Annotated in this window: 22 protein-coding genes, 1 tRNA gene and 5 pseudogenes; 17 read left to right on the top strand and 11 right to left on the bottom strand. The window is 73.4% G+C overall.

Going from position 1 to position 25,697, the window contains the following annotated elements:
- Positions 1-30 precede the first annotated feature (30 nt).
- Entirely contained in the window at positions 31-1,086 is a 1,056-nt protein-coding gene (locus G7075_RS06850; RefSeq protein WP_166120192.1) for a metallophosphoesterase, read from the top strand.
- Here the strand turns inward: G7075_RS06850 and G7075_RS06845 are convergent.
- On the bottom strand, positions 1,076-1,969 hold the full coding sequence (locus tag G7075_RS06845) for an alpha/beta hydrolase fold domain-containing protein (protein ID WP_166120190.1): 894 nt from the start codon (positions 1,967-1,969) through the stop codon (positions 1,076-1,078). The genes G7075_RS06850 and G7075_RS06845 overlap by 11 nt on opposite strands.
- 14 nt (positions 1,970-1,983) lie before the next feature.
- Positions 1,984-3,323 (bottom strand): annotated as a pseudogene (locus G7075_RS06840) (TrpB-like pyridoxal phosphate-dependent enzyme).
- Positions 3,324-3,529: 206 nt separating this feature from the next.
- Between G7075_RS06840 and G7075_RS06835 the strand changes: the two are divergent.
- Complete coding sequence (locus G7075_RS06835) at positions 3,530-5,422, top strand: ABC transporter ATP-binding protein (RefSeq protein WP_166124267.1); 1,893 nt, start codon at positions 3,530-3,532, stop codon at positions 5,420-5,422.
- Between the two features lie 10 nt (positions 5,423-5,432).
- Here G7075_RS06835 and G7075_RS06830 read toward each other — a convergent pair whose 3' ends face one another.
- Positions 5,433-6,221, bottom strand: coding sequence for an SURF1 family protein (locus G7075_RS06830; protein WP_240917949.1), 789 nt, complete (start codon positions 6,219-6,221; stop codon positions 5,433-5,435).
- A gap of 33 nt (positions 6,222-6,254) precedes the next feature.
- On the opposite strand from G7075_RS06830, the gene moaA reads away from it, so the two are divergent.
- Entirely contained in the window at positions 6,255-7,256 is a 1,002-nt protein-coding gene (moaA, locus tag G7075_RS06825) for a GTP 3',8-cyclase MoaA (protein ID WP_166120187.1), read from the top strand.
- 6 nt (positions 7,257-7,262) lie between these two features.
- On the opposite strand, the gene G7075_RS06820 is transcribed toward moaA, so the two are convergent.
- Complete coding sequence (locus G7075_RS06820) at positions 7,263-7,616, bottom strand: DUF3099 domain-containing protein (protein ID WP_240917948.1); 354 nt, start codon at positions 7,614-7,616, stop codon at positions 7,263-7,265.
- 61 nt (positions 7,617-7,677) lie between these two features.
- On the opposite strand from G7075_RS06820, the gene fabG reads away from it, so the two are divergent.
- Positions 7,678-8,391, top strand: coding sequence for a beta-ketoacyl-ACP reductase (gene fabG / locus G7075_RS06815; protein ID WP_166120185.1), 714 nt, complete (start codon positions 7,678-7,680; stop codon positions 8,389-8,391).
- Between the two features lie 61 nt (positions 8,392-8,452).
- A complete protein-coding gene (fabI, locus tag G7075_RS06810; RefSeq protein ID WP_166120182.1) occupies positions 8,453-9,211 on the top strand; it encodes an enoyl-ACP reductase FabI in 759 nt (252 codons plus the stop codon).
- Positions 9,212-9,214: 3 nt separating this feature from the next.
- Here the strand turns inward: fabI and serB are convergent, their stop codons facing one another.
- The 3 genes and pseudogenes from serB to glgC form a co-directional block, all read right to left on the bottom strand.
- Positions 9,215-10,456 carry a phosphoserine phosphatase SerB gene (gene serB, locus G7075_RS06805; protein ID WP_240917947.1) on the bottom strand — a complete coding sequence of 414 codons (1,242 nt, stop codon included), beginning with the start codon at positions 10,454-10,456 and terminating at the stop codon, positions 9,215-9,217.
- Positions 10,457-10,465: 9 nt separating this feature from the next.
- Positions 10,466-11,292, bottom strand: a pseudogene (locus G7075_RS06800) (LLM class F420-dependent oxidoreductase).
- Positions 11,289-12,542, bottom strand: coding sequence for a glucose-1-phosphate adenylyltransferase (gene glgC / locus G7075_RS06795; protein ID WP_166120179.1), 1,254 nt, complete (start codon positions 12,540-12,542; stop codon positions 11,289-11,291). Before glgC ends, G7075_RS06800 begins: the two are co-directional and overlap by 4 nt.
- Positions 12,543-12,604: 62 nt before the next feature.
- Between glgC and glgA the strand changes: the two genes are divergently transcribed.
- From glgA to G7075_RS06755, 8 genes and pseudogenes are all read left to right on the top strand, one after another.
- Complete coding sequence (gene glgA, locus G7075_RS06790; protein ID WP_166120177.1) at positions 12,605-13,798, top strand: glycogen synthase; 1,194 nt, start codon at positions 12,605-12,607, stop codon at positions 13,796-13,798.
- Positions 13,795-14,331: an XdhC family protein gene (locus G7075_RS06785; protein WP_166120174.1), complete on the top strand. Its 537-nt coding sequence runs from the start codon at positions 13,795-13,797 to the stop codon at positions 14,329-14,331. The genes glgA and G7075_RS06785 overlap by 4 nt, the downstream gene beginning before the upstream one ends.
- A 10-nt stretch (positions 14,332-14,341) precedes the next feature.
- Positions 14,342-15,123: pseudogene (locus G7075_RS06780) on the top strand (ABC transporter ATP-binding protein).
- Between the two features lie 66 nt (positions 15,124-15,189).
- Positions 15,190-15,663, top strand: coding sequence for an NfeD family protein (locus G7075_RS06775; protein WP_166120172.1), 474 nt, complete (start codon positions 15,190-15,192; stop codon positions 15,661-15,663).
- Positions 15,664-15,701: 38 nt separating this feature from the next.
- Positions 15,702-16,898: an SPFH domain-containing protein gene (locus G7075_RS06770; protein ID WP_166120169.1), complete on the top strand. Its 1,197-nt coding sequence runs from the start codon at positions 15,702-15,704 to the stop codon at positions 16,896-16,898.
- Between the two features lie 47 nt (positions 16,899-16,945).
- Positions 16,946-17,719 carry a sulfite exporter TauE/SafE family protein gene (locus tag G7075_RS06765; protein ID WP_166120166.1) on the top strand — a complete coding sequence of 258 codons (774 nt, stop codon included), beginning with the start codon at positions 16,946-16,948 and terminating at the stop codon, positions 17,717-17,719.
- Positions 17,716-18,530: pseudogene (locus G7075_RS06760) on the top strand (TrmH family RNA methyltransferase). Before G7075_RS06765 ends, G7075_RS06760 begins: the two are co-directional and overlap by 4 nt.
- Positions 18,531-18,645: 115 nt before the next feature.
- Positions 18,646-19,356, top strand: coding sequence for a response regulator transcription factor (locus tag G7075_RS06755; RefSeq protein ID WP_166120163.1), 711 nt, complete (start codon positions 18,646-18,648; stop codon positions 19,354-19,356).
- A gap of 20 nt (positions 19,357-19,376) precedes the next feature.
- Here the strand turns inward: G7075_RS06755 and G7075_RS06750 are convergent, their stop codons facing one another.
- Positions 19,377-19,781, bottom strand: coding sequence for an Hpt domain-containing protein (locus tag G7075_RS06750; RefSeq protein ID WP_166120161.1), 405 nt, complete (start codon positions 19,779-19,781; stop codon positions 19,377-19,379).
- 42 nt (positions 19,782-19,823) lie between these two features.
- On the opposite strand from G7075_RS06750, the gene G7075_RS06745 reads away from it, so the two are divergent.
- Positions 19,824-20,441 carry a molybdopterin-dependent oxidoreductase gene (locus G7075_RS06745; protein WP_166120158.1) on the top strand — a complete coding sequence of 206 codons (618 nt, stop codon included), beginning with the start codon at positions 19,824-19,826 and terminating at the stop codon, positions 20,439-20,441.
- A gap of 1 nt (position 20,442) precedes the next feature.
- Positions 20,443-22,707, top strand: coding sequence for a PAS domain-containing hybrid sensor histidine kinase/response regulator (locus tag G7075_RS06740; protein WP_166120156.1), 2,265 nt, complete (start codon positions 20,443-20,445; stop codon positions 22,705-22,707).
- A gap of 15 nt (positions 22,708-22,722) precedes the next feature.
- Here G7075_RS06740 and G7075_RS06735 read toward each other — a convergent pair whose 3' ends face one another.
- Positions 22,723-23,100 carry a DUF3037 domain-containing protein gene (locus tag G7075_RS06735; RefSeq protein WP_166120153.1) on the bottom strand — a complete coding sequence of 126 codons (378 nt, stop codon included), beginning with the start codon at positions 23,098-23,100 and terminating at the stop codon, positions 22,723-22,725.
- The gene (locus G7075_RS06730) at positions 23,097-23,861 is read right to left on the bottom strand and encodes a HipA family kinase (RefSeq protein WP_166120150.1); all 765 of its coding nucleotides are present in this window, start codon (positions 23,859-23,861) and stop codon (positions 23,097-23,099) included. The genes G7075_RS06735 and G7075_RS06730 overlap by 4 nt, the downstream gene beginning before the upstream one ends.
- A gap of 55 nt (positions 23,862-23,916) precedes the next feature.
- On the opposite strand from G7075_RS06730, the pseudogene G7075_RS22590 reads away from it, so the two are divergent.
- Both G7075_RS22590 and G7075_RS22220 read left to right on the top strand, forming a co-directional pair.
- A pseudogene (locus G7075_RS22590) lies at positions 23,917-24,687 on the top strand (serine/threonine-protein kinase); the annotation flags it as partial.
- Positions 24,688-24,946: 259 nt separating this feature from the next.
- A complete protein-coding gene (locus G7075_RS22220) occupies positions 24,947-25,465 on the top strand; it encodes a hypothetical protein (RefSeq protein ID WP_166120147.1) in 519 nt (172 codons plus the stop codon).
- Positions 25,466-25,504: 39 nt separating this feature from the next.
- Here the strand turns inward: G7075_RS22220 and G7075_RS06715 are convergent.
- Positions 25,505-25,592, bottom strand: a tRNA-Leu gene (locus G7075_RS06715).
- Between the last annotated feature and the right edge of the window lie 105 nt (positions 25,593-25,697).

Genomic DNA, 25,697 nt, shown 5'->3' with positions numbered 1-25,697 from the left:
GGACGGCGCGCGGCGCGCATACTGCTTGCCATGAGGGGTCGTGTGCTCGCCGCCGGGGTCGCCGTCCTGCTCGGCGCGGGCGGCTGTGCGGCCCCGGACGCCCCGTCGGCGCCCGGCCCCTCCGTCCCCGCAGTCCGGGCCACCCCGACGCTCAGCCCCACGCCGGCCCCGACCGTCCAGCACCCACGACCCGACACCCTGCACTTCTCGGTGCTCGGCGACGTCGGTGGCTCGGCGGACGCCGGGCGCGTGCTGCGGGCCATCGGGGCCGACGGTGACGCCTTCACGCTCGTCGTCGGCGACCTGTCCTACGGACCCGCCGGGGGAGAGGCGGCCTGGTGCCGCACGGTCGCCGCGGCGGTGGGGCAGCACCACCCCGTCGAGATCGTCTCCGGCAACCACGAGGACGACGGCCCGAACGGCGACATCGACGCCTTCGAGGCCTGCCTGCCCAACCGGCTGCCGGGCCTCGTGGGGCGCTACGGCCGCGAGTACTACGTCGACGTCCCGGCCGAGCACCCGCTCGCCCGCATCGTGATGCTCTCGCCGGCCCTCGACTTCGGCGACGGCCCGTGGTCCTACGCCTCCGGGACCGCCCACTACGCCTGGACCCGTGACGCGCTGCGCTCGGCCCGCGCCGCCGGCATCCCGTGGGTGGTCGTCGGGATGCACAAGCCGTGCCTGTCGGTCGGTGTCTACGCGTGCGACCCCGGCGCCGACCTGATGAACCTCCTCCTGCGCGAGAAGGCCGACCTCGTCGTCACCGGCCACGAGCACATGTACCAGCGGACCAGGCGGCTGGCCCTCGGGCCGTCGTGCCCGGCCGTGGTGCCCGGGCGCTACGACTCCGGATGCGTCGTCGCCTCCGGCGGCACGACGTTCGTCACGGTCGGCACGGGCGGCCACGAGCTGCGTGACGTGCACGCGGGCGACTCCGAGGCGCGCTACTTCGCCGCGGTCAGCGCGCGCGACCGCGACTCCGCGTTCGGCTTCCTCGGGGTCGACGTCTCGAGCCGGCGCCTCGACGCCCGGTTCCGCCCGGCCGCCGGGTCTACCTTCACCGACCGGGTCACCCTCACCCGCTGAGGGTGCGCAGCACGTGGGCGCCGATGGCGTCCCGGCCCCGGCGCCCCTCGGGGGTGGGCAGGAGCGGGTAGTCGTGGGGCGAGCCGGTCTCGACGTGCAGCGTGAGGTCGGCCGTGGAGGGCGCGAGGGCCACGAGCCGTTCGCAGTCGGGCCGGCAGATGTCGCGCGACCCCACGAGGACGAGCGTCGGCGGCAGGGCGGAGAGGTCGCCGTACAGCGGGCTCACGCGGGGGTCGAGGAGCGGCTCCCCGGCCGCCCAGTGGCTGGCGATCGGCCGCATCCCGGCCCGCGTCAGCCACGGGTCGCGGCGCTCGACGGCCTCGATGGCCGGGTTGTCGAGCGACAGGTCGAGCCACGGCGCGATGAGCGTCAGCCCGGCGACCGACCCCTCGCCCGCGTGCGCCTGGGCGTGGAGGAGGGCGAGGGTGCCGCCCGCGGAGTCGCCGAGGACGTGGAGCGAGCCGACCGGCGCCAGCCGCTCGTGCAGGGCCGAGAGGTAGGTGCGTGCGTCGCGGACGTCGTGGGCCGGGGCCAACGGGTACCGGGCGACGTGGACCTCGCGTCCGGTCACGTCGGCCAGGTGGCCCACGAGCGTCCAGTGCTGCGGCTGGATCCCGTTGACGAACGCGCCACCGTGCAGGTAGACGAGCGCACCGGGCGGGGCTTCCCCGGCGCCACCGGCGTCCCCGACGGCGGGTCGCACCGTCACGACCTCACCGCCGGCGAGGGGTGCGGTCGTGGTGCGCGGCACCAGCTCGTCGGGGACGGGGGCGGCCGGCAGGGCGACGGCCATGCTGCGCCGGCCGGCCTCGACGGTGCGGTAGCGCTTCTTGCGGGTCGCGCGCAGGTACGCCCGGACCGCGACGGTCTGCCAGCTCGTCATCGGGCCATCGTCCCTCAGCCGGGGATGGCGGGCAGCCTCGTGAGCGCGCGGGCCACCGACTCCTGGAGCTCGGTGTCGTCCCACGTGTGGTCGACGAGGTCGCCACGCAGGTAGGCGTCGTAGGCCGGCAGGTCGAGGTGCCCGTGCCCGCACAGCGCCGTGAGGATGACCTTCTCCTCGCCGGTCTCGATGCACGCGATGGCCTCCTCGACCGCCGCGGCCAGCGCGTGGGTCGGCTCGGGGCCGGGACGATGCCCTCGGTGCGGGCGAAGAGCACGCCGGCCGCGAAGCAGTCCTTCTGCGTCTTGGCCGTCGCCTCGATGAGCCCCTGGTCGTAGAGGTGGCTGATGAGCGGGCTCATCCCGTGGTAGCGCAGGCCGCCCGCGTGGATCGGGTCGGGGATGAAGTCGTGGCCGAGGGTGTGCATCTTGAGCAGCGGGGTGAGGCCGGCGACGTCGCCGAAGTCGTACGCGTACGTGCCCTGGGTCAGGCTCGGGCAGGACGCGGGCTCGACGGCCCGGATGACGGGGCCGTGTCCGCCGGCGGCCAGCTTCTCGCGGAGGAACGGGAAGGTCAGGCCGCCGAAGTTCGAGCCGCCACCGGTGCAGCCGACGATGAGGTCGACGCTCTCGCCGATCTTCGCGAGCTGGAGCAGGGCCTCCTCGCCGATGATCGTCTGGTGCAGCAGCACGTGGTTGAGCACGGAACCGAGCGCGTAGTTGGCGGTGGGGTCCTGCGCGGCGACCTCGACGGCCTCGCTGATCGCCAGGCCGAGCGAGCCGGGGGAGGAGGGGTCGGCGGCGAGCATCGCGCGTCCGGCCTCGGTGAGGTCGGACGGGCTGGGGTGCACCGTGCCGCCGAAGGTCTCCATCATGATCTTGCGGTACGGCTTGGCGTCGTAGGAGGCGCGCACCTGCCAGATCTCGCACTCGAGGTCGAACTGGGCGCACGCGAAGGCCAGCGAGGTGCCCCACTGGCCGGCGCCGGTCTCGGTCGTCAGCTTCCGGATGCCCGCCTTCGCGTTGTAGTACGCCTGCGGGACAGCCGTGTTCGGCTTGTGCGACCCGGCGGGAGAGACGCCCTCGTACTTGTAGTAGATGCGGGCCGGCGTGCCGAGCGCCTTCTCGAGGCGGTGCGCCCGGAACAGCGGCGAGGGCCGCCACAGCTTGTAGACGTCGAGCACCTCGGCCGGGATGTCGACGTACCGGTCGGTCGTGACCTCCTGCGCGATGAGGTCCATCGGGAAGATCGCGGCGAGGTCGTCCGGCCCGACCGGCTGGCCGGTGCCCGGGTGCAGCGGCGGCGGGGGAGGGGTCGGCAGGTCGGCCACGAGGTTGTACCACCGCGTCGGCATCTCGTCCTCGTCGAGCAGGACCTTGTGGCGCAGCGGCTCGGGCACGGGTTCCTCCAGCGTCGGTGGGGTGGTGCGGTCATCCTCGGCGCGGCCGGGTCGGGGCACAAGGGCCTGCCCACGACGGCGCGCCGCGGCTGCGGAACACCTGTCGGCGCGCGGTGGTTGACTGACGAGCGACGACGACGAGGAGATGACGACCGGTGAGCATGCAAGGGTGGCAGGCCCTCCACAGCCTGAGCCGCGACTCCAGCGTCAAGGAGCGCCGGCTCACGCCGGGCACCACCCGGCGCGTGCTCGGTTACGCCCGGCCCTACAAGGTGGCGATCGCCTGGTTCCTCGGGCTGGTCGTCGTCGAGTCGGTGCTCGTCGTCGCGACACCGCTGCTGCTGAAGTCGATCATCGACGACGGCATCTACCCCAAGGACTCCGGGGTCGTCGTCCGGCTCTCGCTGCTCGTGGCCGCCATCGCCGTGCTCGGCGGGCTGCTCACGCTCGTCGAGCGGTGGTTCTCGGCGCGCATCGGCGAGGGGCTCATCTACGACCTGCGCACCGAGGTCTTCTCGCACGTCCTGCGCCAGCCCGTCGCCTTCTTCACCCGGGCCCAGACCGGCGCGCTGGTCACCCGCCTCGGCAACGACGTCATCGGTGCCCAGCAGGCCTTCACCTCCGTGCTCTCGAGCATCGTCAGCAACGCCATCACCCTCGTCCTCATCGTCGGCGCGATGGCCCTCCTGTCGTGGCAGCTGACCCTCGCCGCTCTGGTCCTCGTGCCGTTCTTCCTCGTACCGGCACGGTTCATGGGCCGCCGGCTCGCGTCGCTCGCCCACGAGCAGATGGTGCAGAACGCCGACCTCGGCACCCGGATGACCGAGCGCTTCAACGTCGCCGGTGCCCTGCTCGTCAAGCTCTTCGGACGCCCGGCCGTCGAGGACACCGAGTACTCGGTGCGCGCGGCGCGGGTGCGCGACATCGGCGTGCGCATCGCCGTCAACCGCTCGGTGTTCTTCGTCGCCCTCACCCTCATCGCCTCGCTGGCGACCGCGATGGTCTACGGGTTCGGGGGTGTCATGGCCGTCGACGGCAGCCTCACCGTCGGCACGCTCATCGCCCTCACGGCCCTCCTCGCCCGCCTCTACGGTCCGCTGACGGCCATCTCCAACGTGCGCGTCGACATCATGACGGCGCTCGTGTCCTTCGAGCGGGTCTTCGAGGTGCTCGACCTCGAGCCGCTCGTCGCCGAGGCCCCGGACGCCGTGCCGGTGCCCGAGGGCCCTGTCCGCGTCGAGGTCGACCACGTCGGCTTCTCCTACCCGTCCGCCGACGAGGTGTCACTGGCCTCGCTCGAGGCGACCGCCACCGGTGACCGCCGGGGGAGCGGGCCGGTGTTGCGCGACGTGTCGTTCACCGTCGAGCCCGGCACCCTCGTGGCGCTCGTCGGGCCCAGCGGCGCCGGCAAGACGACCATCACCTCGCTCGTCGCGAGGCTCTACGACCCGACGTCGGGTGCGATCCGCATCAACGGAACCGACCTGCGGCAGGCCGGCACGGAGTCGCTGCACGACGCGGTCGGGGTCGTCACCCAGGACGCCCACCTCTTCCACGACACGATCCGCTCCAACCTCGAGTACGCCCACCCTGGCGCCACCGAGGAGCAGATGGTCGCGGCCCTGCGGGCGGCCCAGGTGTGGTCCCTCGTCGACTCGCTGCCCGCCGGCCTCGACACGGTCGTCGGCGACCGCGGCCACCGCCTCTCCGGTGGCGAGAAGCAGCGCCTGGCCATCGCCCGGCTCCTGCTCAAGGGTCCCGGGCTCATCGTCCTCGACGAGGCCACGGCCCACCTCGACAGCGAGTCCGAGCAGGCCCTCCAGCGGGCCCTCGACGAGGCGCTGCGCGACCGCTCGGCGCTCGTCATCGCCCACCGGCTGTCCACGGTGCGCCACGCCGACCAGATCCTCGTCGTCGACGACGGGCGCATCGTCGAGCGCGGCACGCACGCCGAGCTGGTCGCCGCCGACGGCCTCTACGCGGAGCTGTACCGCACCCAGTTCGACGACGAGCTGGGCGAGGTCCTCGACACCCCGGCGGCCGACCTGCGCTGAGCCGGGCCGCTCAGCCGTCCTCCTCGTCCCAGATCCGGACCTTCTTCGGTTTCGGCGGGTGTTTCTCGGGATGGGCCAGCCGCTCCTCGCGGCGGATGCCGAACCCGACGAGGACGAAGCCGGTGATCGTCCCGAGCCACCACTGGTAGGCGTACGCGAGGTGCGGCCCGAGGCTGCGGTCCGGGGGCGCCAGCGCCTGCGGGCGGGGCGGTGTCGTCCCGTCCGGCACGGCCTCGGACTCGAGCAGCACGTACCCCGGCAGCAGGCGGGTGCCGAACGCCACCGAGGCGTCGCGCACCGACAGGTTGGCGATCTGGCCGGCGGCGGGGGCCCTGCCGGGGGAGGCCTCGCCGTGGCGGGCCCAGCCGACCACGGTCACCTCGCCGGTCGGTGCGGGCGGCACCGACGGCAGCACGCTGGCGCCGCGGTCCGAGGCCGGCACCCAGCCGCGGTCGACGAGCACGTCGGTGCCGCCGGTCGCGGGCCGCAGCGCCCACAGGACCTCGAGTCCCACGGCCCCGTCGTTCGGGCGGCCGCGGACGAAGAGCGGACCCTCGACGTACGTGCCCCGCACGGTGACCCGGGTCCACTCGGCGTCGGGCGCCACACCGGTGCCGGTGATGACGTCGGCGACGGGCAGCGGGTCGGCCCGGTAGTGGGCATCGAGGAGGGCGTTGCGCTCGACCTTGGCCTCGTGGCGGTGGTACTGCCAGAAGCCCAGGTGGTAGGCGGCGACGGCGAAGAGCGCCGAGAGGACCAACGCGCCCAACCAGCGAGGAGAGACCAGCCGACGGAGCACCGTTCCACGCTAGTCGACGTACGCTGTCCCCCTATGACCGACCTCCCCGAGCCCCGCCTCCTCGACCGCTTCGGCCGCGTCGGGCGTGACCTGCGCGTGTCGGTCACCGACCGCTGCAACCTGCGCTGCACCTACTGCATGCCGGCCGAGGGCCTGGACTGGATGGCCAAGCCGGAGATGCTCGACGACGACGAGCTCGTCCGGCTCGTGCGCATCATGGTCGGCCTCGGGGTCACCAACGTGCGCCTCACCGGGGGCGAGCCGCTGCTGCGGCGCAGCCTCGTCAACGTCGTGCAGGGCATCGCCGCCCTCGAGCCGCGCCCGCGCATCGCGATGACGACCAACGGCGTGGGCCTCGACCGGCTCGCCGCCCCGCTCGCCGAGGCCGGCCTCGACCGGGTCAACATCAGCCTCGACACCATCGACCCGCAGCAGTTCCGCGACCTGACCCGCCGCGACCGCTTCGAGGACGTGGCGGCCGGGCTCAAGGCGGCCGCGGACGCCGGGCTCACGCCCGTCAAGGTCAACGCCGTCGCGATGCGCGGCGTCAACGACGACGGCGTCGCCGACCTGCTCCGCTGGTGCCTCGACCGGGGCTACGCCCTGCGCTTCATCGAGCAGATGCCGCTCGACGCCCAGCACGCCTGGGACCGCTCGCAGATGGTGTCGCAGGCCGAGATCCTCGAGCGGCTCGGCGAGCGGTTCCGGCTGACGCCCGTCGAGGGCCGCGGCAGCGCACCCGCCGAGCTGTTCCACGTCGACGGCGGCCCCGAGACGGTCGGGGTCATCGCCAGCGTCACGGCGCCCTTCTGCGCCGCGTGCGACCGGGTCCGGCTCACCGCCGACGGGCAGCTGCGCAACTGCCTCTTCGCCCGCTCCGAGGTCGACCTGCGGGGGCCGCTGCGCGACGGGGCCACCGACACCGAGCTGGCCGACCTCGTCATCGGCGAGATGTGGGCCAAGAAGCCCGGCCACGGCATCGACCGCCCGGACTTCGAGCAGCCCGACCGGCCGATGTCGGCCATCGGCGGCTGAGCGGGCTCAGCCCCGGGGCTCGTCCTCGCGGTGGCTCACCGTGCTCGGCACCTGCTCGAACGGCCGCTCGGTGAGCAGCGGGGTGTCGTCGACGGTGGGCGTGGCCATCCGGGCCCGACCCCGCACCCGCGGCGCCACGGCGTTGACCGCGACGACCGCGATGAACGGCAGGATGACGGCGCCGGCGGCGAAGATCCACCGGTACCAGTCCTGGACGACGATGGCGAGGACGAAGCACACCGTGCGGACCGACATCGTCGCGAGGTAGTGCCGCATCCGGGTCCGCTGCTCGGCCTCGCGCGACTCCGCGGCCGTGGTCACCGACTGGGCGTCGGTGGGGTGGTGGCGGGTCGTGGGCACCTCCTCACCCTACGTCCGGGGCTGCCGACCTACCGCCGGGTAGTCCACTAGGTTCGACAGCATGAGCGAGCCCCGTACCGTCCTCGTCACCGGCGGCAACCGCGGCATCGGCCTGGCCATCGCCCGCTCCTTCGCGGAGGCCGGCGACCGGGTCGTCGTCACCCACCGCAGCGGCGAGCCGCCGGAGGGCCTCGAGGGGGTTCGCTGCGACGTCACCGACACCGCGAGCGTCGACGCCGCCTTCACCGAGGCCGAGGAGAAGCTCGGCGGACCGGTCGAGGTGCTCGTGGCCAACGCGGGCATCACCAAGGACGGCCTGCTCATGCGGATGAGCGACGAGGACTGGGACGCCGTCCTCGAGACCAACCTCACCGGCGCCTTCCGCTGCGTGCGGCGCGCGAGCAAGGGGATGATCCGCCTGCGCCGCGGCCGGATCATCCTCGTGTCGAGCGTCGTCGGGCTCTACGGCGGGCCGGGGCAGGCCAACTACGCGTCGAGCAAGGCCGGCCTCGTCGGGCTGGCCCGCTCGGTCACCCGCGAGCTCGGCGGCCGGGGCATCACCGCCAACGTCGTCGCGCCCGGGTTCATCGAGACCGACATGACGGCCGCGCTGCCCGAGGAGACCCAGAAGACCTACAAGGCGGCCATCCCCGCCGGCCGGTTCGCGACCACCGACGAGGTCGCCGGCGTCGTCCGCTTCCTCGCCTCACCCGAGGCGGCCTACGTCTCCGGCGCCGTCATCCCCGTCGACGGCGGCCTCGGCATGGGCCACTGACCCCCACGACGACACCACGTCCGACCCCACCACGACCGACCTCACCACCGAAAGGCCTGTCATGTTGCTCGAGGGCAAGAAGCTCCTCATCACGGGGGTCCTCATGGACTCCTCCATCGCCTTCCACGTCGCCAAGATCGCCCAGGAGCAGGGCGCCGAGGTCGTGCTGACCTCGTTCGGCCGCACGACGAAGATCACGACGGCCATCGCCCGGCGGCTCCCGCAGACGCCGCCGGTCATCGAGCTCGACGTGACGAACGAGGAGGACCTCGCCGCCCTCCCCGACCGGGTGCGCGAGCACGTGCCGCACCTCGACGGGGTGCTGCACTCCATCGGCTTCGCCCCGCAGGGGGCGTTCAACTTCCTCGAGGCCACCTGGGAGGACGTCTCGACCGCCGTGCACGTCTCGGCCTTCTCCCTGGCCGCCCTGGCCAAGGCCGCGCTGCCCCTGATGCCCGACGGCGGCAGCGTCGTGGGCCTGACCTTCGACGCCCGCTTCGCCTGGCCGGTCTACGACTGGATGGGCGTGGCCAAGGCCGCGTTCGAGTCGACGAACCGGTACCTCGCGCGCGACCTCGGCCCGAAGGGCGTGCGCTGCAACATCGTCGCGGCCGGCCCGATCCGCACGACGGCGGCCAAGTCGATTCCCGGCTTCGAGCAGTTCGAGGAGGCCTGGGGCGCCCGGGCCCCGCTCGGCTGGGACGTCAACGACGCGGTGCCCACGGCCCGCGCCTGCGTCTCGCTGCTCTCGGACTGGTTCCCCGCGACGACCGGCGAGATGCTCCACGTCGACGGCGGGTACCACGCCATCGGGGCCTGAGTCTCAGGTCCCGGGCGGTCCGACCGGCTCGGCCGTCTCGGCGTCCTCGATCTCCTCGCGGCTGACGCCGAGGAGGAAGAGCACCGTGTCGAGGTAGGGCACGTTGACCGAGGTGTCGGCCTGCTCGCGCACCACCGGCTTGGCGTTGAAGGCGACGCCGAGGCCGGCGGCACCGAGCATGTCGAGGTCGTTCGCCCCGTCCCCGATGGCCACGGTGCGGGAGAGGGGCAGCCCCTCGAGCGCCGCGAACTCGCGCAGGGCGGCGGCCTTCCCGGCCCGGTCGACCACCTCGCCGACGACCCGTCCGGTGAGCACGCCGTCGACCACCTCGAGCCGGTTGGCGCGCACGTGGTCGACGCCGAGGTCGGCGCCCACCGCCTCGACCACCTCGGCGAACCCGCCGGAGACCAGCGCGACGGTGAACCCGAGCGACTTCAAGGTCCGGACCAGCGTGCGGGCCCCCGGGGTGAGCCGCACGGCCGCCCGCACCTCGTCGAGCACCGAGACGGGCAGCCCGGCCAGCGTCGCGACCCGCGCGTGCAGGCTCTCGGCGAAGTCGAGCTCGCCGCGCATCGCCCGTTCGGTGACGGCGGCGACCTCGGCCGCCGTTCCCGCGTGCTCGGCGATCAGCTCGATGACCTCGTCCTGGATGAGCGTGGAGTCGACGTCCATGACGACGAGCCGGCCGCCGCGTCGGGCGAGCCCGGCCGGGGCCACCGCGACGTCGCACCCTGTGCTCGCCGAGACGAGCGCGAGGTCCCGGCGCAGTGCCGGCACGTCGGCACCGGACACGTCGAGCTCGACGGTCGTGACCGGCCACCTCGACAGGCGCCGGATGCGGTCGATGTTGGCCCCGTGTCCGGCGACGGCCGTCGCGACGGCAGCGACGTGCCGGGTCTCCAGCGGAGCGGCCATGACGACGACGGCCGCTCGCCCGGTGCGCCGTGGGCGGTTGTCGCCACGCCCGGCGACGAGGGCGACGTGCATCCCCATCGACTGTCCGGCCCGGGTCAGCCGGTCGGTGAGCACGTTCTCGTCGTGGACGGGGGCGAGCAGCACCGAGAGCGCGAGGTGGCCGCGGACGACGACCTGCTCGACGTCGAGGACGTCGGCGCCGACCGTGGAGGCGGCCTCGAAGACCGCCTTGGTCACCCCGGGGCGGTCGGGACCGGAGAGCGAGACGAGGAGGGTGCGGGCCTCGTGGTCGGGTGGCGGCGCGATCGGCGGCGACTCGGGGGAGGGCACTCCCGCAGGTTAGCCGCGCATCGCGTCGCGCCACGCGACGAGGTCGCGCAGCGGACCGATGTCGTAGTCGGGACCGTTGAGCCCGACGGTGAAGAGTCGCGTGCCGACGTCGTACAGGGCCTGGGCCCCGGCCGCGTAGTCGGCGACGTCCTCGGGGAGGCGTCCCGGCCGGGGCGAGACCCCGGAGGAGCGCTCGATCTCGCCGGGGTCTCGGCCGAGCCGCGCGCACCAGTCGTCGAGCACCGCGTGCTTGTGGGCGATGGTGTCGGGGTCGCCGAAGCCGTGCCAGATGTCCGCGTGCTGCGCGACGATGCGCAGCGTCTTCTTCTCGCCGCCGCCCCGATGAGCACCGGGATCTTCCGCGTCGGTGCCGGGTTCAGCTTCGCCCAGCGCTCCTCGATGAGCGGGAGGTCGCGGGCCAGCGCGTCGAGCCGCCCTCCGGCAGTGCCGAACTCGTAGCCGTACTCGTCGTAGTCGCGCTGGAACCATCCTGATCCGATGCCGAGGATGAGCCGGCCCTCGCCGCCGTCGCGGGCGCTGACGTGGTCGACGGTGCGGGCCATGTCGGCGAGCAGCTGCGGGTTGCGGTAGCTGTTGCACGTGACGAGGGCGCCGATCTCGACGCGCTCGGTGGCCTCGGCCCAGGCGCCGAGCATCGTCCAGCACTCGAAGTGCGCACCGTCGGGCTCGCCGTGCAGCGGGTAGAAGTGGTCCCAGTTGAAGAGGATGTCGACCCCGACCTCCTCGAGCTCCGCACACGCCCGCCGGATGTCGGCGTACGAGGCGTGCTGCGGCTGCAGCTGGGCGCCGATGCGGACGCGACCGGTCCCCGTCATCCGGTGATCTCCTGGCCCTTGCCGACGACGGTGATGCCGGACTCGGTGACCGAGAAGCCGCGGGCGAGGTCGGCCGCCTGGTCGATGCCGATCGAGGTGCCGTCGGGGACGACGACGTTCTTGTCGATGATCGTCCGGCGGACGGTGCAGTTGCGCCCGATCTGCACGCCGTCGAGCAGCACGCTGTCGTCGACCTCGGTGTAGCTGTGCACGTGGACGTCGGGGGAGACGACCGAGCCGTTGACCCGCGCGCCGGAGATGACGACGCCGGGGGAGACCGCCGAGTTGAGCGCCTCGCCGAAGCGGCCGTTGGCGCCGTGGACGAACTTGGCCGGCGGGTACGGCCCGTAGGTCGTGTAGATCGGCCAGTCGTAGTTGTAGAGGTTGAACACGGGGTGGATCGAGACGAGGTCCATGTGGGCGTCGTAGTAGGAGTCCATCGTCCCGACGTCGCGCCAGTAGCCCATGTCGCGCTCGGTGCCACCGGGCACGACGTTGTTCTTGAAGTCGTAGACGTAGGCCGCGCCCTGGTCGACGAGGGCCGGCACGATGTCGCCGCCCATGTCGTGCTTGCTGCCCTCGAGGCTCGCGTCGGAGGTGACGGCGTCGATGAGCGCCTCCGCCGTGAACACGTAGTTGCCCATGCTCGCGAGGATCTCGTCGGGGGAGTCGGGCAGGCCGTCGGGGTCGGTCGGCTTCTCGAGGAAGGCCCGGATCCGGCTCGGGTCGTCGGGCTCGACGTCGATGACCCCGAACTGGTCGGAGGTCGACTTCGGCTGGCGGATCGCCGCCACGGTGACCCCGGCACCGCTCGCGATGTGCTGGTCGACCATCTGCGAGAAGTCCATCCGGTACACGTGGTCGGCGCCGACGACGACGACGATGTCGGGGCGCTCGTCGGTGATCGTGTTGAGGCTCTGGAAGATCGCGTCGGCGCTGCCCATGTACCAGGACTTGTCGATGCGCTGCTGGGCCGGGATGGGCGCGACGTAGTTGCCGAGCATCGTGCTCATCCGCCACGTCTTCGTCACGTGCCGGTCGAGGCTGTGCGACTTGTACTGGGTGAGCACGACCACCTTGAGGTAGCCGGAGTTCACGACGTTCGAGAGGGCGAAGTCGATGAGCCGGTAGATGCCCCCGAAGGGCACCGCCGGCTTCGCCCGGTCGCGGGTCAGCGGCATGAGCCGTTTGCCCTCACCGCCGGCCAGAACGATCGCCAGGACCTTGGGACCTCCGCTGCGGTACGCCATGCCCACAACCTATGGGGTGGGCGCCCTCGCCGGGAGTCCCCGTTCCCACTACGGTCAGAACCGTGCGCATCGACATCCTGTCCAAGGAGTACCCGCCCTCGATCTACGGCGGGGCGGGGGTGCACGTCGCCGAGCTCGTCCGGGCACTGCGGGCCCGCGGTGACTCCGACGTCCGGGTCCACGCCTTCGGGGGTCCGCGGGACGAGGACGGCACGACGAGCCACCCCGACCTCCCCGAGCTCGAGGGCGCCAACGCAGCCCTGACGACGCTCGGGGTCGACCTGACGATGGCCGCCGCGTGCGCCGGCGCCGACGTCATCCACTCGCACACCTGGTACGCCAACTTCGGTGGCCTCGTGGGCAGCCTGCTCGAGGGGGTGCCGCACGTGCTGTCGGCGCACAGCCTCGAGCCGATGCGCCCGTGGAAGGCCGAGCAGCTCGGCGGCGGCTACCGGCTCTCGTCCTGGGTCGAGCGCACGGCCTACGAGAGCGCCGCGGCGGTCATCGCCGTGAGCGCCGGCATGCGCGAGGACATCCTGCGCTCCTACCCGCAGGTCGACCCCGACAAGGTCGTGGTGGTGCACAACGGCATCGACTCGCAGCTGTGGCAGAAGCACGAGGACCCCGACGTGCTCCGCCGTCACGGCATCGACCCCGACCGTCCCAGTGCGGTCTTCGTCGGCCGGATCACCCGGCAGAAGGGGCTGCCGTACCTGCTGCGCGCCGCCGCCGAGCTGCCGCCCGAGGTCCAGCTCGTCCTGCTCGCCGGCGCACCCGACACCCCCGAGATCAAGGCCGAGGTCGAGGGCCTCGTCGCGGGCCTGAAGCAGCAGCGCGACGGCGTGGTGTGGATCTCCGAGATGCTGCCCCGCGACCAGGTCGTCGCCGTCCTCAGCAGCGCGTCGGTGTTCCTCTGCCCGTCGGTCTACGAGCCGCTCGGCATCGTCAACCTCGAGGCGATGGCCTGCGAGCTGCCCGTCGTCGCGACGGCCACCGGCGGCATCCCCGAGGTCGTCGTCGACGGCGAGACGGGGTGGCTCGTGCCCATCGAGCAGGTCCAGGACGGCACGGGCACACCGGTCGACGAGGACCGCTTCGTCGCCGACCTCGCCGCCGCGATGAACGAGGCCGTGTCCGACCTCGGGCGCGCCGAGCGGATGGGGGTCGCCGGCCGCGCCCGGGCCGTCGAGTCGTTCTCGTGGGCGACCATCGGCGACCGGACGATGGAGGTCTACCAGCAGGTGCTCGGCCGGTGAGCGGAGTCGACGAGGGCGACACCCGGCACGACCCCGTCCTCGGCAGCGGCGCGACCCCGGTCGACGGACCGCTCGGACGCCTCGTCGTCGTCTTCGACAACCGGATCGCCCAGTCCCTCACGGCGATCGCCACCGCCACCGGGTGGTCGGTCACCGCGCTCGACGCGGCGCCGACCGCCGAGGAGGCCCGCGCCCTCGGCCACGTCGACGCGCTCGTCGTGTGCAACCACGACGGGGAGGGTGCCTACGACCTGCTGCGCGCGGCGCTGCGCGACGGCGTCGGCTACGTCGCGATGATGGCCAGCCGCGGGCGGTCCGCCGCCCTCCTCGAGCAGCTGCGGGCCGAGGGCTTCGACGAGGAGCAGCTCGACCGCCTGCACGTGCCGGCCGGCCTGTCGATCGGTGGCAGCTCGCCCGGCGAGATCGCCCTGTCGGTCGTGGCCGAGGTCGTCGCCGACGCCCACGACCGACCCGGCGGGCCGATGCGCGGGCCCCGAGGCGTGCCTCCGGGCGGCGCCCCACCCGTCGACTAGGGTCGGGTGCATGAGCGACGTCCTGGCCCTCGCCGGCGTCAGCGTCGTGCGCGGGGACACCACGATCCTCGACGACGTCTCCTGGGAGGTCGAGGAGGGTCAGCGCTGGGTCGTCCTCGGCCCCAACGGTGCCGGCAAGACCACCCTCCTCCAGCTCGCCTCCGGGCGGATGCACCCGACGTCGGGCGTCGTCGGCATCCTCGGAGAGGTGCTCGGGGCCGTCGACGTCTTCGAGCTGCGGCCGCGCATCGGACTCTCGAGCGCCGCCCTCGCCGAGCGCATCCCCCGCGCGAGCGCGTGCAGGACGTCGTCGTCACCGCCTCGTACGGCGTGGTCGGGCGCTGGCGCGAGGCCTACGACCGGATGGACGAGGGCCGCGCCACCGAGCTGCTCGAGGCGCTCGGCGCGAGCCACCTCGCCGACCGTCGCTACGGCACGCTCTCGGAGGGTGAGCGCAAGCGCGTGCAGATCGCCCGGGCCCTGATGACCGACCCCGAGCTGATGCTCCTCGACGAGCCGGCCGCGGGGCTCGACCTCGGGGGGCGCGAGGACCTCGTGCGCCGCCTCGGCACCCTCGCCGCCGACCTCGCCGCCCCGGCCCTCGTCCTCGTCACGCACCACGTCGAGGAGATCCCGCCGCACTTCACCGACGTCCTGCTCCTACGGGGCGGCCGCGTGGTCGCGCAGGGTCCGGTCGAGATCACCCTCACCGCCGAGAACCTCGAGGCCACCTTCGGGATGCCCCTCGAGCTCGAGGTCCGGGGGAGCCGCTATGCCGCCCGGGCCCGCTGAGCGGGGACGGAACCCGGTTCCGCCGCACCGCGTCGGAACGAGACCACCGCACGGAAGGGGACTCCGATGGACTGGCTGACCGACAACGCCTGGCTCGGCTGGGTCGGCATCGCACTGGTGCTCGCGGCGATCGAGGTCGCGACCGTCGACTTCGTCTTCCTGATGTTCGCCGGGGGAGCCCTGGCCGGCGCCGTCGCCGCGGCCCTCGGCGCACCGTTCTTCTTCCAGGTCGTCGTGGCCGTCGTCTTCGCGCTGCTCCTGCTCTTCGTCGTGCGCCCGATGCTCAAGAACAAGTTCACCGACTCGATCACCGACCACCACATCGGCGCCGCGGGCCTCGTCGGCCGCGAGGCGTGGGTGCTCCAGGCGGTCACCGACACCGACGGCCGGGTCAAGCTGGCCGGCGAGACCTGGTCGGCCCGCCTCGCCGAGGGCGGCGAGCCCGTCGGTCCCGGCGACCAGGTCCGCGTCATCGCGATCCACGGCGCGACGGCCATCGTCGTGCCCGTGCCGCAGCCCCCGACCACCCCCACCACCTGACCCGCGCCCACCCGGGCGCCCACGGAAAGGCTCCACCCATGGACGGAATCGGTCCGCTCATCGTCCTGCTGCTGCTCGCGCTCTTCGCGGTCATCGTGCTCGTCCGCACCGTGCGGATCGTGCCCCAGCAGACGGCCCTGATCATCGAGCGGCTCGGCCGCTACTCCCGCACCCTCGAGGGAGGCATCCACTTCCTCGTCCCGTTCGTCGACATCGTCCGGGCCAACATCGACCAGCGCGAGCAGGTCGTCTCGTTCCCGCCCCAGCCGGTCATCACGAGCGACAACCTCGTCGTCTCGATCGACACGGTCATCTACTACCAGGTCATCGACCCGAAGTCGGCGGTGTACGAGATCGCCAACTTCATCGCCGGCATCGAGCAGCTCACCGTCACCACGCTCCGCAACGTCATCGGCTCCCTCGACCTCGAGCAGACGCTGACCAGCCGCGACCAGATCAACGGCCAGCTGCGCGGCGTCCTCGACGAGGCCACCGGCAAGTGGGGCATCCGCGTCAACCGCGTCGAGCTCAAGGCGATCGACCCGCCGGCCTCCATCCAGGAGTCGATGGAGAAGCAGATGAAGGCCGAGCGCGACCGCCGTGCGGCCATCCTCAACGCCGAGGGCACCAAGGCCAGCCAGATCCTCACGGCCGAGGGTGAGAAGCAGAGCCAGATCCTGCGCGCCGAGGGTTCGGCGCAGGCCCGCATCCTCGAGGCCCAGGGCCAGGCCCGTGCCATCCAGCAGGTCTTCGACGCCATCCACCGCGGCAAGCCGACCCAGAAGCTGCTGGCCTACCAGTACCTCCAGGTGCTCCCGCAGATCGCGCGCGGCGACTCGAACAAGATGTGGATCATCCCGAGCGAGCTGACCGATGCCCTGCGCGGCATCGGCGGGGCGCTCGGCGCGACGAAGCCCTCCGGCGACGGGGGCGACGACGAGTGGGTCGACCCGGGCGAGATGCTCGGCAACGCCTTCGAGGAGACCACCCTCGAGGACCCGAAGTCGGCCCTCGCGCGGGCCCGCGGCCAAGCGGCGCAGACGAGCAAGGAGGCCGAGGAGCACGCCCAGCCGGCCTCGCGCGTCCAGCCGCCCATCGCACCGGGCGCCGACGCCGTGCCGCCGCGGCAGGCCCCGCCCGCCCCGCCGACCGAGCCGATCGCCCCGCCCGCACCGCCGGCCACCCCGCCGGCCGACCTGCCGCCGGCGCCTCCCGCGCCTCCCACCCAGCCCTGAGGCAGGCACCGCCCGAGACACCCGGCCACCCGCACTAGGGTGGCCGGGTGTCCGTCGGTGAAGCCCTCCTCGTCGTGCTCGCGGGGATCGGGGCCGGGACGATCAACACCGTCGTCGGGTCGGGCACGCTCATCACCTTCCCGACCCTGCTGCTGCTCGGCATCCCGCCGGTCACGGCCAACGTCTCGAACAACATCGGGCTCGTCCCGGGCTCGCTGACGGGGGCCGTCGGCTACCGCTCCGAGCTCGTCGGGGCCGCCCCCGTGCTGCGCCGGCTGGTCCCGATGTCGCTGCTCGGGGGTGCTCTCGGCGCGGTCCTCCTCCTCGTGCTCGACCCGGCCGTCTTCAAGGCCGTCGTGCCGGTGCTCATCGTCGTCGGCATCGCGCTCGTCGTCGTCGGCCCCCGGCTCAGCGCCTGGTCGCAGCGTCGCCGCGAGGAGGGCCGCTCGACCCGGGCCGGGCACGCCCGCGCGATGGCGCTCGGCACCTTCGGCACCGGGGTCTACGGCGGCTACTTCGGTGCCGCGCAGGGCATCATCCTCATGGGCATCCTCGGGGCGCTGTCCTCCGAGCCGCTCCAGCGGCTCAACGGCTACAAGAACGTCCTCGCGACGATCGTCAACGGCGTCGCCGCCGTCGTCTTCCTCCTCGTGGCCAGGGACCGCATCGACTGGCTCGTCGTCCTCCTCATCGCCGTCGGCTCGACGATCGGGGGAGTCCTCGGGGCCACCGTCGGCCGCCGCCTGCCGCCACCGGTGCTGCGCGGGGTGATCGTCGTCGTCGGCCTCGTGGCCGTGACGCGGATGGTCGTCGCCGGATGAGCGTCGAGCGCGTCACCGACGAGCACGACCCCCGGCTCGAGGACTACGTCTCGCTCACCGACGTCGCGCTGCGCCGCCGCCTCGAGCCCGAAGGGGCCTGTACGTCGCCGAGTCGGAGAAGGTGATCCGGCGCGCGCTGGGCGCCGGGCACCGGCCGCGCTCCTTCCTCATGGCCGAGCGGTGGCTGGCCGACCTCGCCGACGTCGTCGCCGACGCCGAGCGCGACGGCGTGCCCGTGTACGTGGGGGAGCACGACGTCATCGAGCGGCTCACCGGCTTCCACCTCCACCGGGGTGCCCTGGCCTCGATGCACCGGCCCACGCCGCCGCCGCCGGCCGAGGTGCTGGCCGGAGCCCGCCGGGTCCTCGTGCTCGAGGACGTGGTCGACCACACGAACGTCGGCGCGGTGTTCCGCTCGGCCGCGGCCCTCGGCACCGATGCCGTGCTCGTGACCCCGCGCTGCGCCGACCCGCTCTACCGCCGGTCGGTCCGCGTCTCGATGGGCACGGTCTTCCAGGTGCCGTGGACCCGCATCGACCCGTGGCCGGGAGGCATCGAGCAGCTGCACGACCTCGGCTTCCACGTGGCCGCCCTGGCCCTCACCGACGACTCGGTCGGGCTCGACGAGCTGGCCGCCGACCCGCCGGAGCGGCTGGCCCTCGTGCTCGGCACGGAGGGCGACGGGCTGACGCGGCGGACGCTCGCCGCGGTCGACACCGTGGTGCGCATCCCGATGGCCGGGGGCGTGGACTCGCTCAACGTCGCGGCCGCGGGCGCCGTCGCCGCGTGGGCGCTGCGGCCACGCGGCTGACCCGGTGTCTCCGACCAACTGATCCACGGGTCGTCTGTCCGGCTGGTCTTCGGATTCTATGCCGACAACGATGTCATCGGTGCGGATACGGTGTCGACGACCCCAAGGAGACGTCATGACCCGCCAGACCGCCCTCGTCATCGAGGACTCGCCGGAGTTCGCCCGCCTCGCCACCACGCTCCTCTCGAACGAGGGCTTCCGCGTCGTCGGCGCGACGACCGGGGACCAGGGCGTGGCGGCGGCCCGCACGCACGCCCCGGAGCTGGTCGTCCTCGACGTCACCCTGCCCGGGATGGACGGCATCGAGGTCTGCCGCCGGATCCGTGAGTTCTCGGACTGCTACGTCGTCATGGTCACCGCGCGCACCGACGAGCTCGACCGCGTGCTCGGCCTGACCATGGGCGCCGACGACTACGTCACCAAGCCCTTCTCGCCGCGCGAGCTGACCGCCCGCATCCGGGCCATGCGACGGCGTCCGCGCGCGACCCCGAGCCCGGAGGTCCGCCGCTTCGGACGGCTGACCGTCGACCCGGTCGCCCGCGAGGTGCTCGTCGACGGCGTGGCCGTCGAGCTCACCCGCATCGAGTACGACCTGCTCGAGGTCCTCACCGGCTCGCCCCGGCGTACGTTCATGCGCAGCCAGCTGATGGACGCCGTCTGGGGCGGGGACTGGGTCGGCGACGACCACGTCATCGTCGTGCACCTGGCCAACCTGCGGCGCAAGCTCGGCGAGAACGCCACCCGGCAGGGGTTCATCCGCACCGTGCGCGGCTTCGGCTACCGGTTCGAGCCGGTCGCGGCCGACGAGCCCGCCTACAGCGTCTGAGCGATCCCGTGGACCAGCAGTCAGTGCGACCGGCCGTGGGCGCCCAGCCACTCCCGCAGCCCGGCCTCCGCGGGGCCGGTGAGGGACAGGACCTCCTCGAGGAGCCCTGGCACCGTGTCGTCGGGCGTCTTCGCGGTGGCCTCGAGCGCCGCGCTGCGCGCCGACAGGGCGCCGAGCCCCACCAGGGCGCTGGCCGACTTCAGGCTGTGCGCCACCCGCACGGTGTCCTCGCGGACGCCGCCGCGCGCGGCCTCGAGGGCCTCGACCCGCTCGGGCAGGGCGTCGAGGTAGACCTCGACGATGTCGGCCGCCAGCGCCTCGTCGCCCATCTGCTCGACCAGGCCCGACAGGTCGGGCAGGTCGGGTCCCGCGGCGTCGTCTCCGCCCGTCGTCACCATCGCCTCCCAGCACGTCCGGGCGCCCATCGTAGGGCGCCGCAGCCATCCATCCCCGAGAAGGACCTCCGCATGAGCACCACCCCCCGCCGCCGGACCGCCACGGCCCTGGCCGCCACCGCGGCCGCCACCCTGCTGGCCCTCACGGGCTGCGCGAGCGGCTCGGCCCATGCGGGCACCGGCGCCGCGGTCCGGACCGCGTCGGCCTCGCCGACCGGCTACACCGTCGTCGCCCCGGCGACGCTCCGGCCCGGCGACCCGGTGCCCGCGCCGACCGGCACGGTCGTCCTCACCGTCTCGGGCCGGGTGACCGGCGGCGCCGACGTGCCGCTCGACCTCGCGACGATCGAGCGGATGGGTCTCGTCGAGTACTCGGTCGACGACAAGCAGGCCGAGGGCCACCGCGTGACCTTCCGTGGGGTGCTGCTCAGGGACCTGCTCGCCGTCGTCGGGGCCGGCGGCGCCAAGACCCTGCACACCCTCGCCATCAACGACTACGGCGTCGACATCCCCGCCTCCGACGCCCGCGACTACCCGACGATGCTCGCGACCTCCGTCGACGGGCAGCGGATGTCGGTGGAGCGCTACGGCCCGACGCGCATCGTCTACCCGACGAGCACCTACGACCTCGACCCGGTGACCTACGACCCCCGCTGGATCTGGCAGCTCAAGAGCATCGAGGTCGAGTGACGTGCGTGAGCTCTGGGCGGTCGAGGAGGGGCGCCGACGCATCCTGCTCGCCCTCGTCGTGCCCGCCGTCCTGGCCCTCGCCGGCACCGTCGCGCTGAGCGTCCTCACCATCAGCTCGACGTCGGCCCTGAGCGACAACGTCCGTCTGACCCAGGACCTCGTCGACGGCAACGTCCGCACCCTCAGCCAGGTGCAGCGCGAGCTGCTGCGCCTGGACGGGGCGCTCAGCTCGGCGGAGAGCGACCCCGACCGCATCGCGCTCGCCCGCTCCCTCGCGGCGCAGCGGATCCAGGAGGCCACCCTGGACTACCAGGGCCGAACGCTCGGCAACGCGGGACTGCTCACGCGGTCGCGGGCCCTGGCCACGCTGTGGCACGACGGGCTCGACGTCGAGGTGCAGGCCGTGATCGACGACCCGTCGACCCTCACCCCCGCCCGCAGGAAGACCCTGTCGCAGGACGTGCGCGCCCTCGAGGTCCGCTACAACACCCTCGTCTCGGACGCCGAGCACGTGCGCAAGAGCGACGCCGCGAAGGCCAACGCAGCCACGGCCCACCTCGTCCGGGACACCCGGTGGCTGCTCGGTGGCCTCGTCTTCACCCTGTTGGCCCTCGTCGGCCTCGTCGCCGGCATGGTGCAGGTCCTCTACACGGCGCGGCGCTCCCAGGTGCGCCAGACCGCCCGGCTCAAGGCGGCCCGGGCCCAGCTGCAGCGGCACTCGATGGCGGTGCAGACCACCGACAACCTCGTCATCGTCACCGACGCCGAGGCACGCATCGAGTGGGTGAACCCCGCCTTCACCCGCCACACCGGCTACGAGCTGGCCGAGGTCGAGGGCCGCTCGCCCGGGGAGCTGCTGACCGGCCCCGACACCGACGCCACGACCGTGGCGTTCATGCGCGAGAGGATCCGGGCCCGGGCGCCGTTCACCTCGGAGGTGCTCAACTACGACCGCCACGGCCGGCCGTACTGGATCTCGCTCGAGGTCCGGCCCATCCTCGAGGACGACGTCGTCACCGGGTTCGTCGCGGTGCAGACCGACATCACGAAGCGCCGGGCCACCGAGGACGCCCTGCGCGCGGCCAAGGAGACCGCCGAGGAGACCGCGGACGCCAAGCAGCGGTTCCTCGCGAGCATGAGCCACGAGATCCGGACGCCGCTCAACGCGGTCCTCGGGCTCACCGAGCTGCTCCTCGACACCGAGCTGGCGGCCGAGCAGCGCCAGTACGTCGCGACGGCGCACCAGAGCGGCCGGCACCTGCTGGCCATCGTCAACGACATCCTCGACTTCAGCGCCCTCGAGAGCGGCAAGGTCGAGACCGAGTCGACCTCGGCCGACGTGCGGGCCGTCCTCGAGGACGTCTGCGCGATGCTCCAGCCGACGGCCGACCGCGCGGGTCTCCGACTCACGTGGGAGGCCGACCCGCAGGTGCCGGCGCGGGTGTGCACCGACGTCGTCCGCGTGCGCCAGGTGCTCATCAACCTCGTCGGCAACGGCCTGAAGTTCACCGAGGCCGGCGGGGTCCGGATGGTCGCGACCTACCGCTCCGACGGCACCGGTCCCGACGCCGACGGCCTGCTCGGCGGACGTCTCGTCGTCGAGGTGCACGACACCGGGACGGGCATCCCCGAGAACCGGCTCGAACGGATCTTCAGCCCGTTCGCCCAGGGCGACGCCTCCACGACCCGCACGCACGGCGGCACCGGCCTCGGCCTGGCCATCTGCACCCGCATCGCCAGCCGGCTCGGCGGGGCCCTCGACGTCCGCTCGGCCGTGGGCGTCGGCTCGGTGTTCACGATCTCGGTCCCGGTGCGCGCGTGCACGCGCGGCGCAGCGGCCGACCCGGCCGCGGACCCCGTGCTGCGCGCCGACGAGGGGGCCCGGAGCGACGGACCCGGCCCGGTCGTCCTCCTCGCCGAGGACGACCCGGTGAACCGGATGGTCGCGCTGCACATGCTCCGGCGCCTCGGGGTCGAGGCCGACGTCGCCACCGACGGGGTCGAGGCGGTCGCGGCCACCGCGGCGCGCGACTACGACATCGTCCTCATGGACGTCAACATGCCGAACCTCGACGGGGTCGGCGCCACCCGGGCCCTGAGAGAACGGGGCGGGCGCCAGCCGCACGTCGTGGCCCTGACCGCCAACGCGGCCGACGGGGACCGCGAGAAGCTGCTGGCCGCCGGCATGGACGCCTACCTCAGCAAGCCGTACACGCTCGAGGACCTCGAGCGGACCCTGGCCGCCCCGCGGGCCGCCGTCGTCTGACGGCGGCGCACCGGGTCAGCGCACGAGGCGCTCGAGCAGTCGCTCGACCTCGGCCTCGGGGTCCTCGGCCGACCCGCCGTGGACCGGGCCGGGCTGCAGCACCGTCGAGCGCGGCGCGCTGAGCCAGCCGAACCGCTTGCCCTGGGTGGTCAGCGCGGCATCGACGTCGGCCGGCGGACGATCGCACATCGTGCCGACCGCCTCGAGGGCGGCGCGCAGGGTGTCGAGGTCGGCCTCCGGGGCCAGGGCGCGGGCGCGGGCCTCGTCGACGTGCCACGCGCAGCGCAGCAGGCCGGCGGACTGGGAGTGCAGGACGACGCCGACGTTGACGCACTCGCCCCGGTCGACGCGGGGCACGAAGCGCAGGACGACGTACTGGTACGGGTGGCTCACGACGTACCTCCCAGCCAGGCCGCGGGGGAGGCGAGCCGTTGCACGAGGTGTTCGAGGTAGGCGGCCCGGACGCTGTCGAGGTCGGGCAGGCTCGCGGTGGTCTCGAGCCACTCCTCGGGCACCTCGGCGACGACCTCGCGCAGCACGTCCTCGGTGAGGAGCGGGGCGAGCCGCTCGTGGGTGGTGCTCACGTCGCCGGCGACGCCCGCCAGCACGTGTCCGGAGGGGTCGAAGGGCTGCCCGACGAAGCGGGCGACGTCCGGTGGCCGGCTCGGCCAGCCGTGGTGGAACCAGAGGGCCGCTCCGTGGTCGATGGCCCAGGTGCGCCCGTGCCACACGAGCAGGTTGGGGTTGGACCAGGTGCGGTCGACGTTGGCCGTGTAGGCGTCGAGCCAGAGGATCGCCGCGGCCTCGTCCGCGCCCGGTGGTCGGGACCCGTCGTAGCCGAACGCGCCGGGGAGGAAGTCGACGCCGAGGTTGCGGCCCGGGCTGGCGTTGAGCAGGTCCTGGACCTCCTCGTCGGCCTCGTACCGGGCGATGGCGGTCGGCAGGTCGACGACCGCCAGCCGCGGGGTGGGGATGCCCACCCGCCGGGCGACCTCGCCGACGAGGACCTCCGCGACGAGCACCTTGCGGCCCTGGCCGGCGCCGGTGAACTTCACGACGTAGGTGCCGAGGTCGTCGGCCTCGACCAGCCCCGGCAGCGACCCGCCCTCGCGGAGGGGCGCGACGTAGCGGACGGCGGTGACGGACTCGAGCACGACGACAGGCTAGTCGGGCGCCGGTGTCCCGTCGCGGCTGGCTACGCTGGTCCGGATGAGCACCGAGGAGCGAGCACTGGCCGGGCGCTATGTCCTCGGCGACCCGATCGGCCGCGGCGGGATGGGCGAGGTCTGGCGTGCCACCGACACCGTCCTCGGTCGCCAGGTCGCCGTGAAGACCATCGACCTGCGTCGCCTGCCGGACGACTCCGGTGCGGTCCGGTTCGGGCGCGAGGCGAGGGTCACGGCCGGCATCAGCCACCCGAACGTCGTCACCGTGCACGACACCGGCGTCGAGGGCGACACCGCCTACCTCGTGATGGAGCTGCTGCCCGGCCCGAGCTTGGCCGAGCAGCTGGCCGACGGTCCGCTGCCCGTCGAGGAGGTCGTCTCGGTCGGCCGGCAGGTCGCCGCGGCGCTCGAGGCCGCCCACGCGCGCGGGCTGGTGCACCGGGACATCAAGCCGGGCAACGTCGTCCACGCCGACGACGGTCGGGTCCGGGTCGTCGACTTCGGCATCACCCAGCTGGGGGAGGCCACCGGCGGACAGGCGCTCACGGCGACGAACACCGTGATGGGCACGGCCGAGTACCTGGCTCCGGAGCAGGCGCTCGGGCAGCGGGTCGACGGTCGGGCCGACCTCTACGCCCTCGGCTGCGTCCTCTTCGCCCTGCTCGCCGGCCGGCCTCCGTTCAGCGCCGGGAGCCCGGTCGCCACCGTCATGCAGCACACGAGCGAGCCGCCGCCGGACGTGCGCGAGCTGCGTCCCGACACGCCGGCGTGGCTCGCGACGCTCGTCGACTCGCTGCTCGCCAAGGACCCCGCCGACCGTCCTGCGGGTGCCGCGGCCGTCCTCGACGCACTCACCTCCCGCTCGGCACCCACGGTGGCCGGTGCTGCCGCTGCCGGGGCAGCGGGCGCCGGGGCCGCCGCGACGACGGTCCTCCCGGCGTCCGGTGCCGACGCCACCCAGCGGCTGCCGCGCACGGGGGCGGTGCCCGCGGTCCCGCCGCCCCGGTCGAGGGACCGTCGACGCGCTCGGACCGCTACGAGGAGGAGCCGCGCCGCGGGTCCTCGGGGCCGATGTGGGTCATCGCCCTCGTGGCCCTGGTGGCGGTCGGGCTGCTCGCCTGGTACCTGTTCCTCGGACCGGGCAAGGGGAGGACCCCACGAGCACGCCGAGCGGCACCCCGACGCCGACGCCCACGCGCTCGTCCGCGGCACCGACGACGAGCGAGCCGGCGCCCTCGACCTCGGCCCCCGAGCCGACGCCCAGCCCCTCCCAGACCCCGACGGCGGCCGACCCCGCCCAGGCCGTCTCGGACGCCTCGGCGGCGCTGGCCGACGAGGTCGACGCGCTCGACGGCGAGGGCGGCATCGACAAGGACGCCGCGAAGACCCTCCAGCAGGAGATCCGCGACATCGACCGGGCCCTGCGCGACGGCGACTCCCGCAAGCTCCTCGACGTCCGCAACTCGATGCTCGAGGAGTACGGCACCAACGTCGACTCCGGCGCGATCCCGCCCGAGGCGGCCGACGGTCTCGACCCGTTGGTGCAGAAGCTCGCCGACGCCGTCGACGCCTACGACGCCGCCCAGGACTGACGAACGGCCCCGAACCGTGTGGTTCGGGGCCGTCGACCGTGGTGTCCGAGGGGGGACTTGAACCCCCATGCCCTATACGGGCACTAGCACCTCAAGCTAGCGCGTCTGCCAATTCCGCCACCCGGACAGGTGGTGCGGGAGGGGCCCTGGGGAGGCCCTCCGCCGACCCGGAACGATACACGGTCGGTGCCTCGGAACCGAAATCCTCCGGACCGGGCGCGGCGGCCGACCG

Origin of the sequence: Phycicoccus sp. HDW14 (assembly GCF_011383005.1) — a bacterium.
Lineage (GTDB): Bacteria > Actinomycetota > Actinomycetes > Actinomycetales > Dermatophilaceae > Phycicoccus.
Note: the sequence above shows the minus strand (reverse complement) of the source record. Positions and strands in the feature narration are given on the sequence as shown.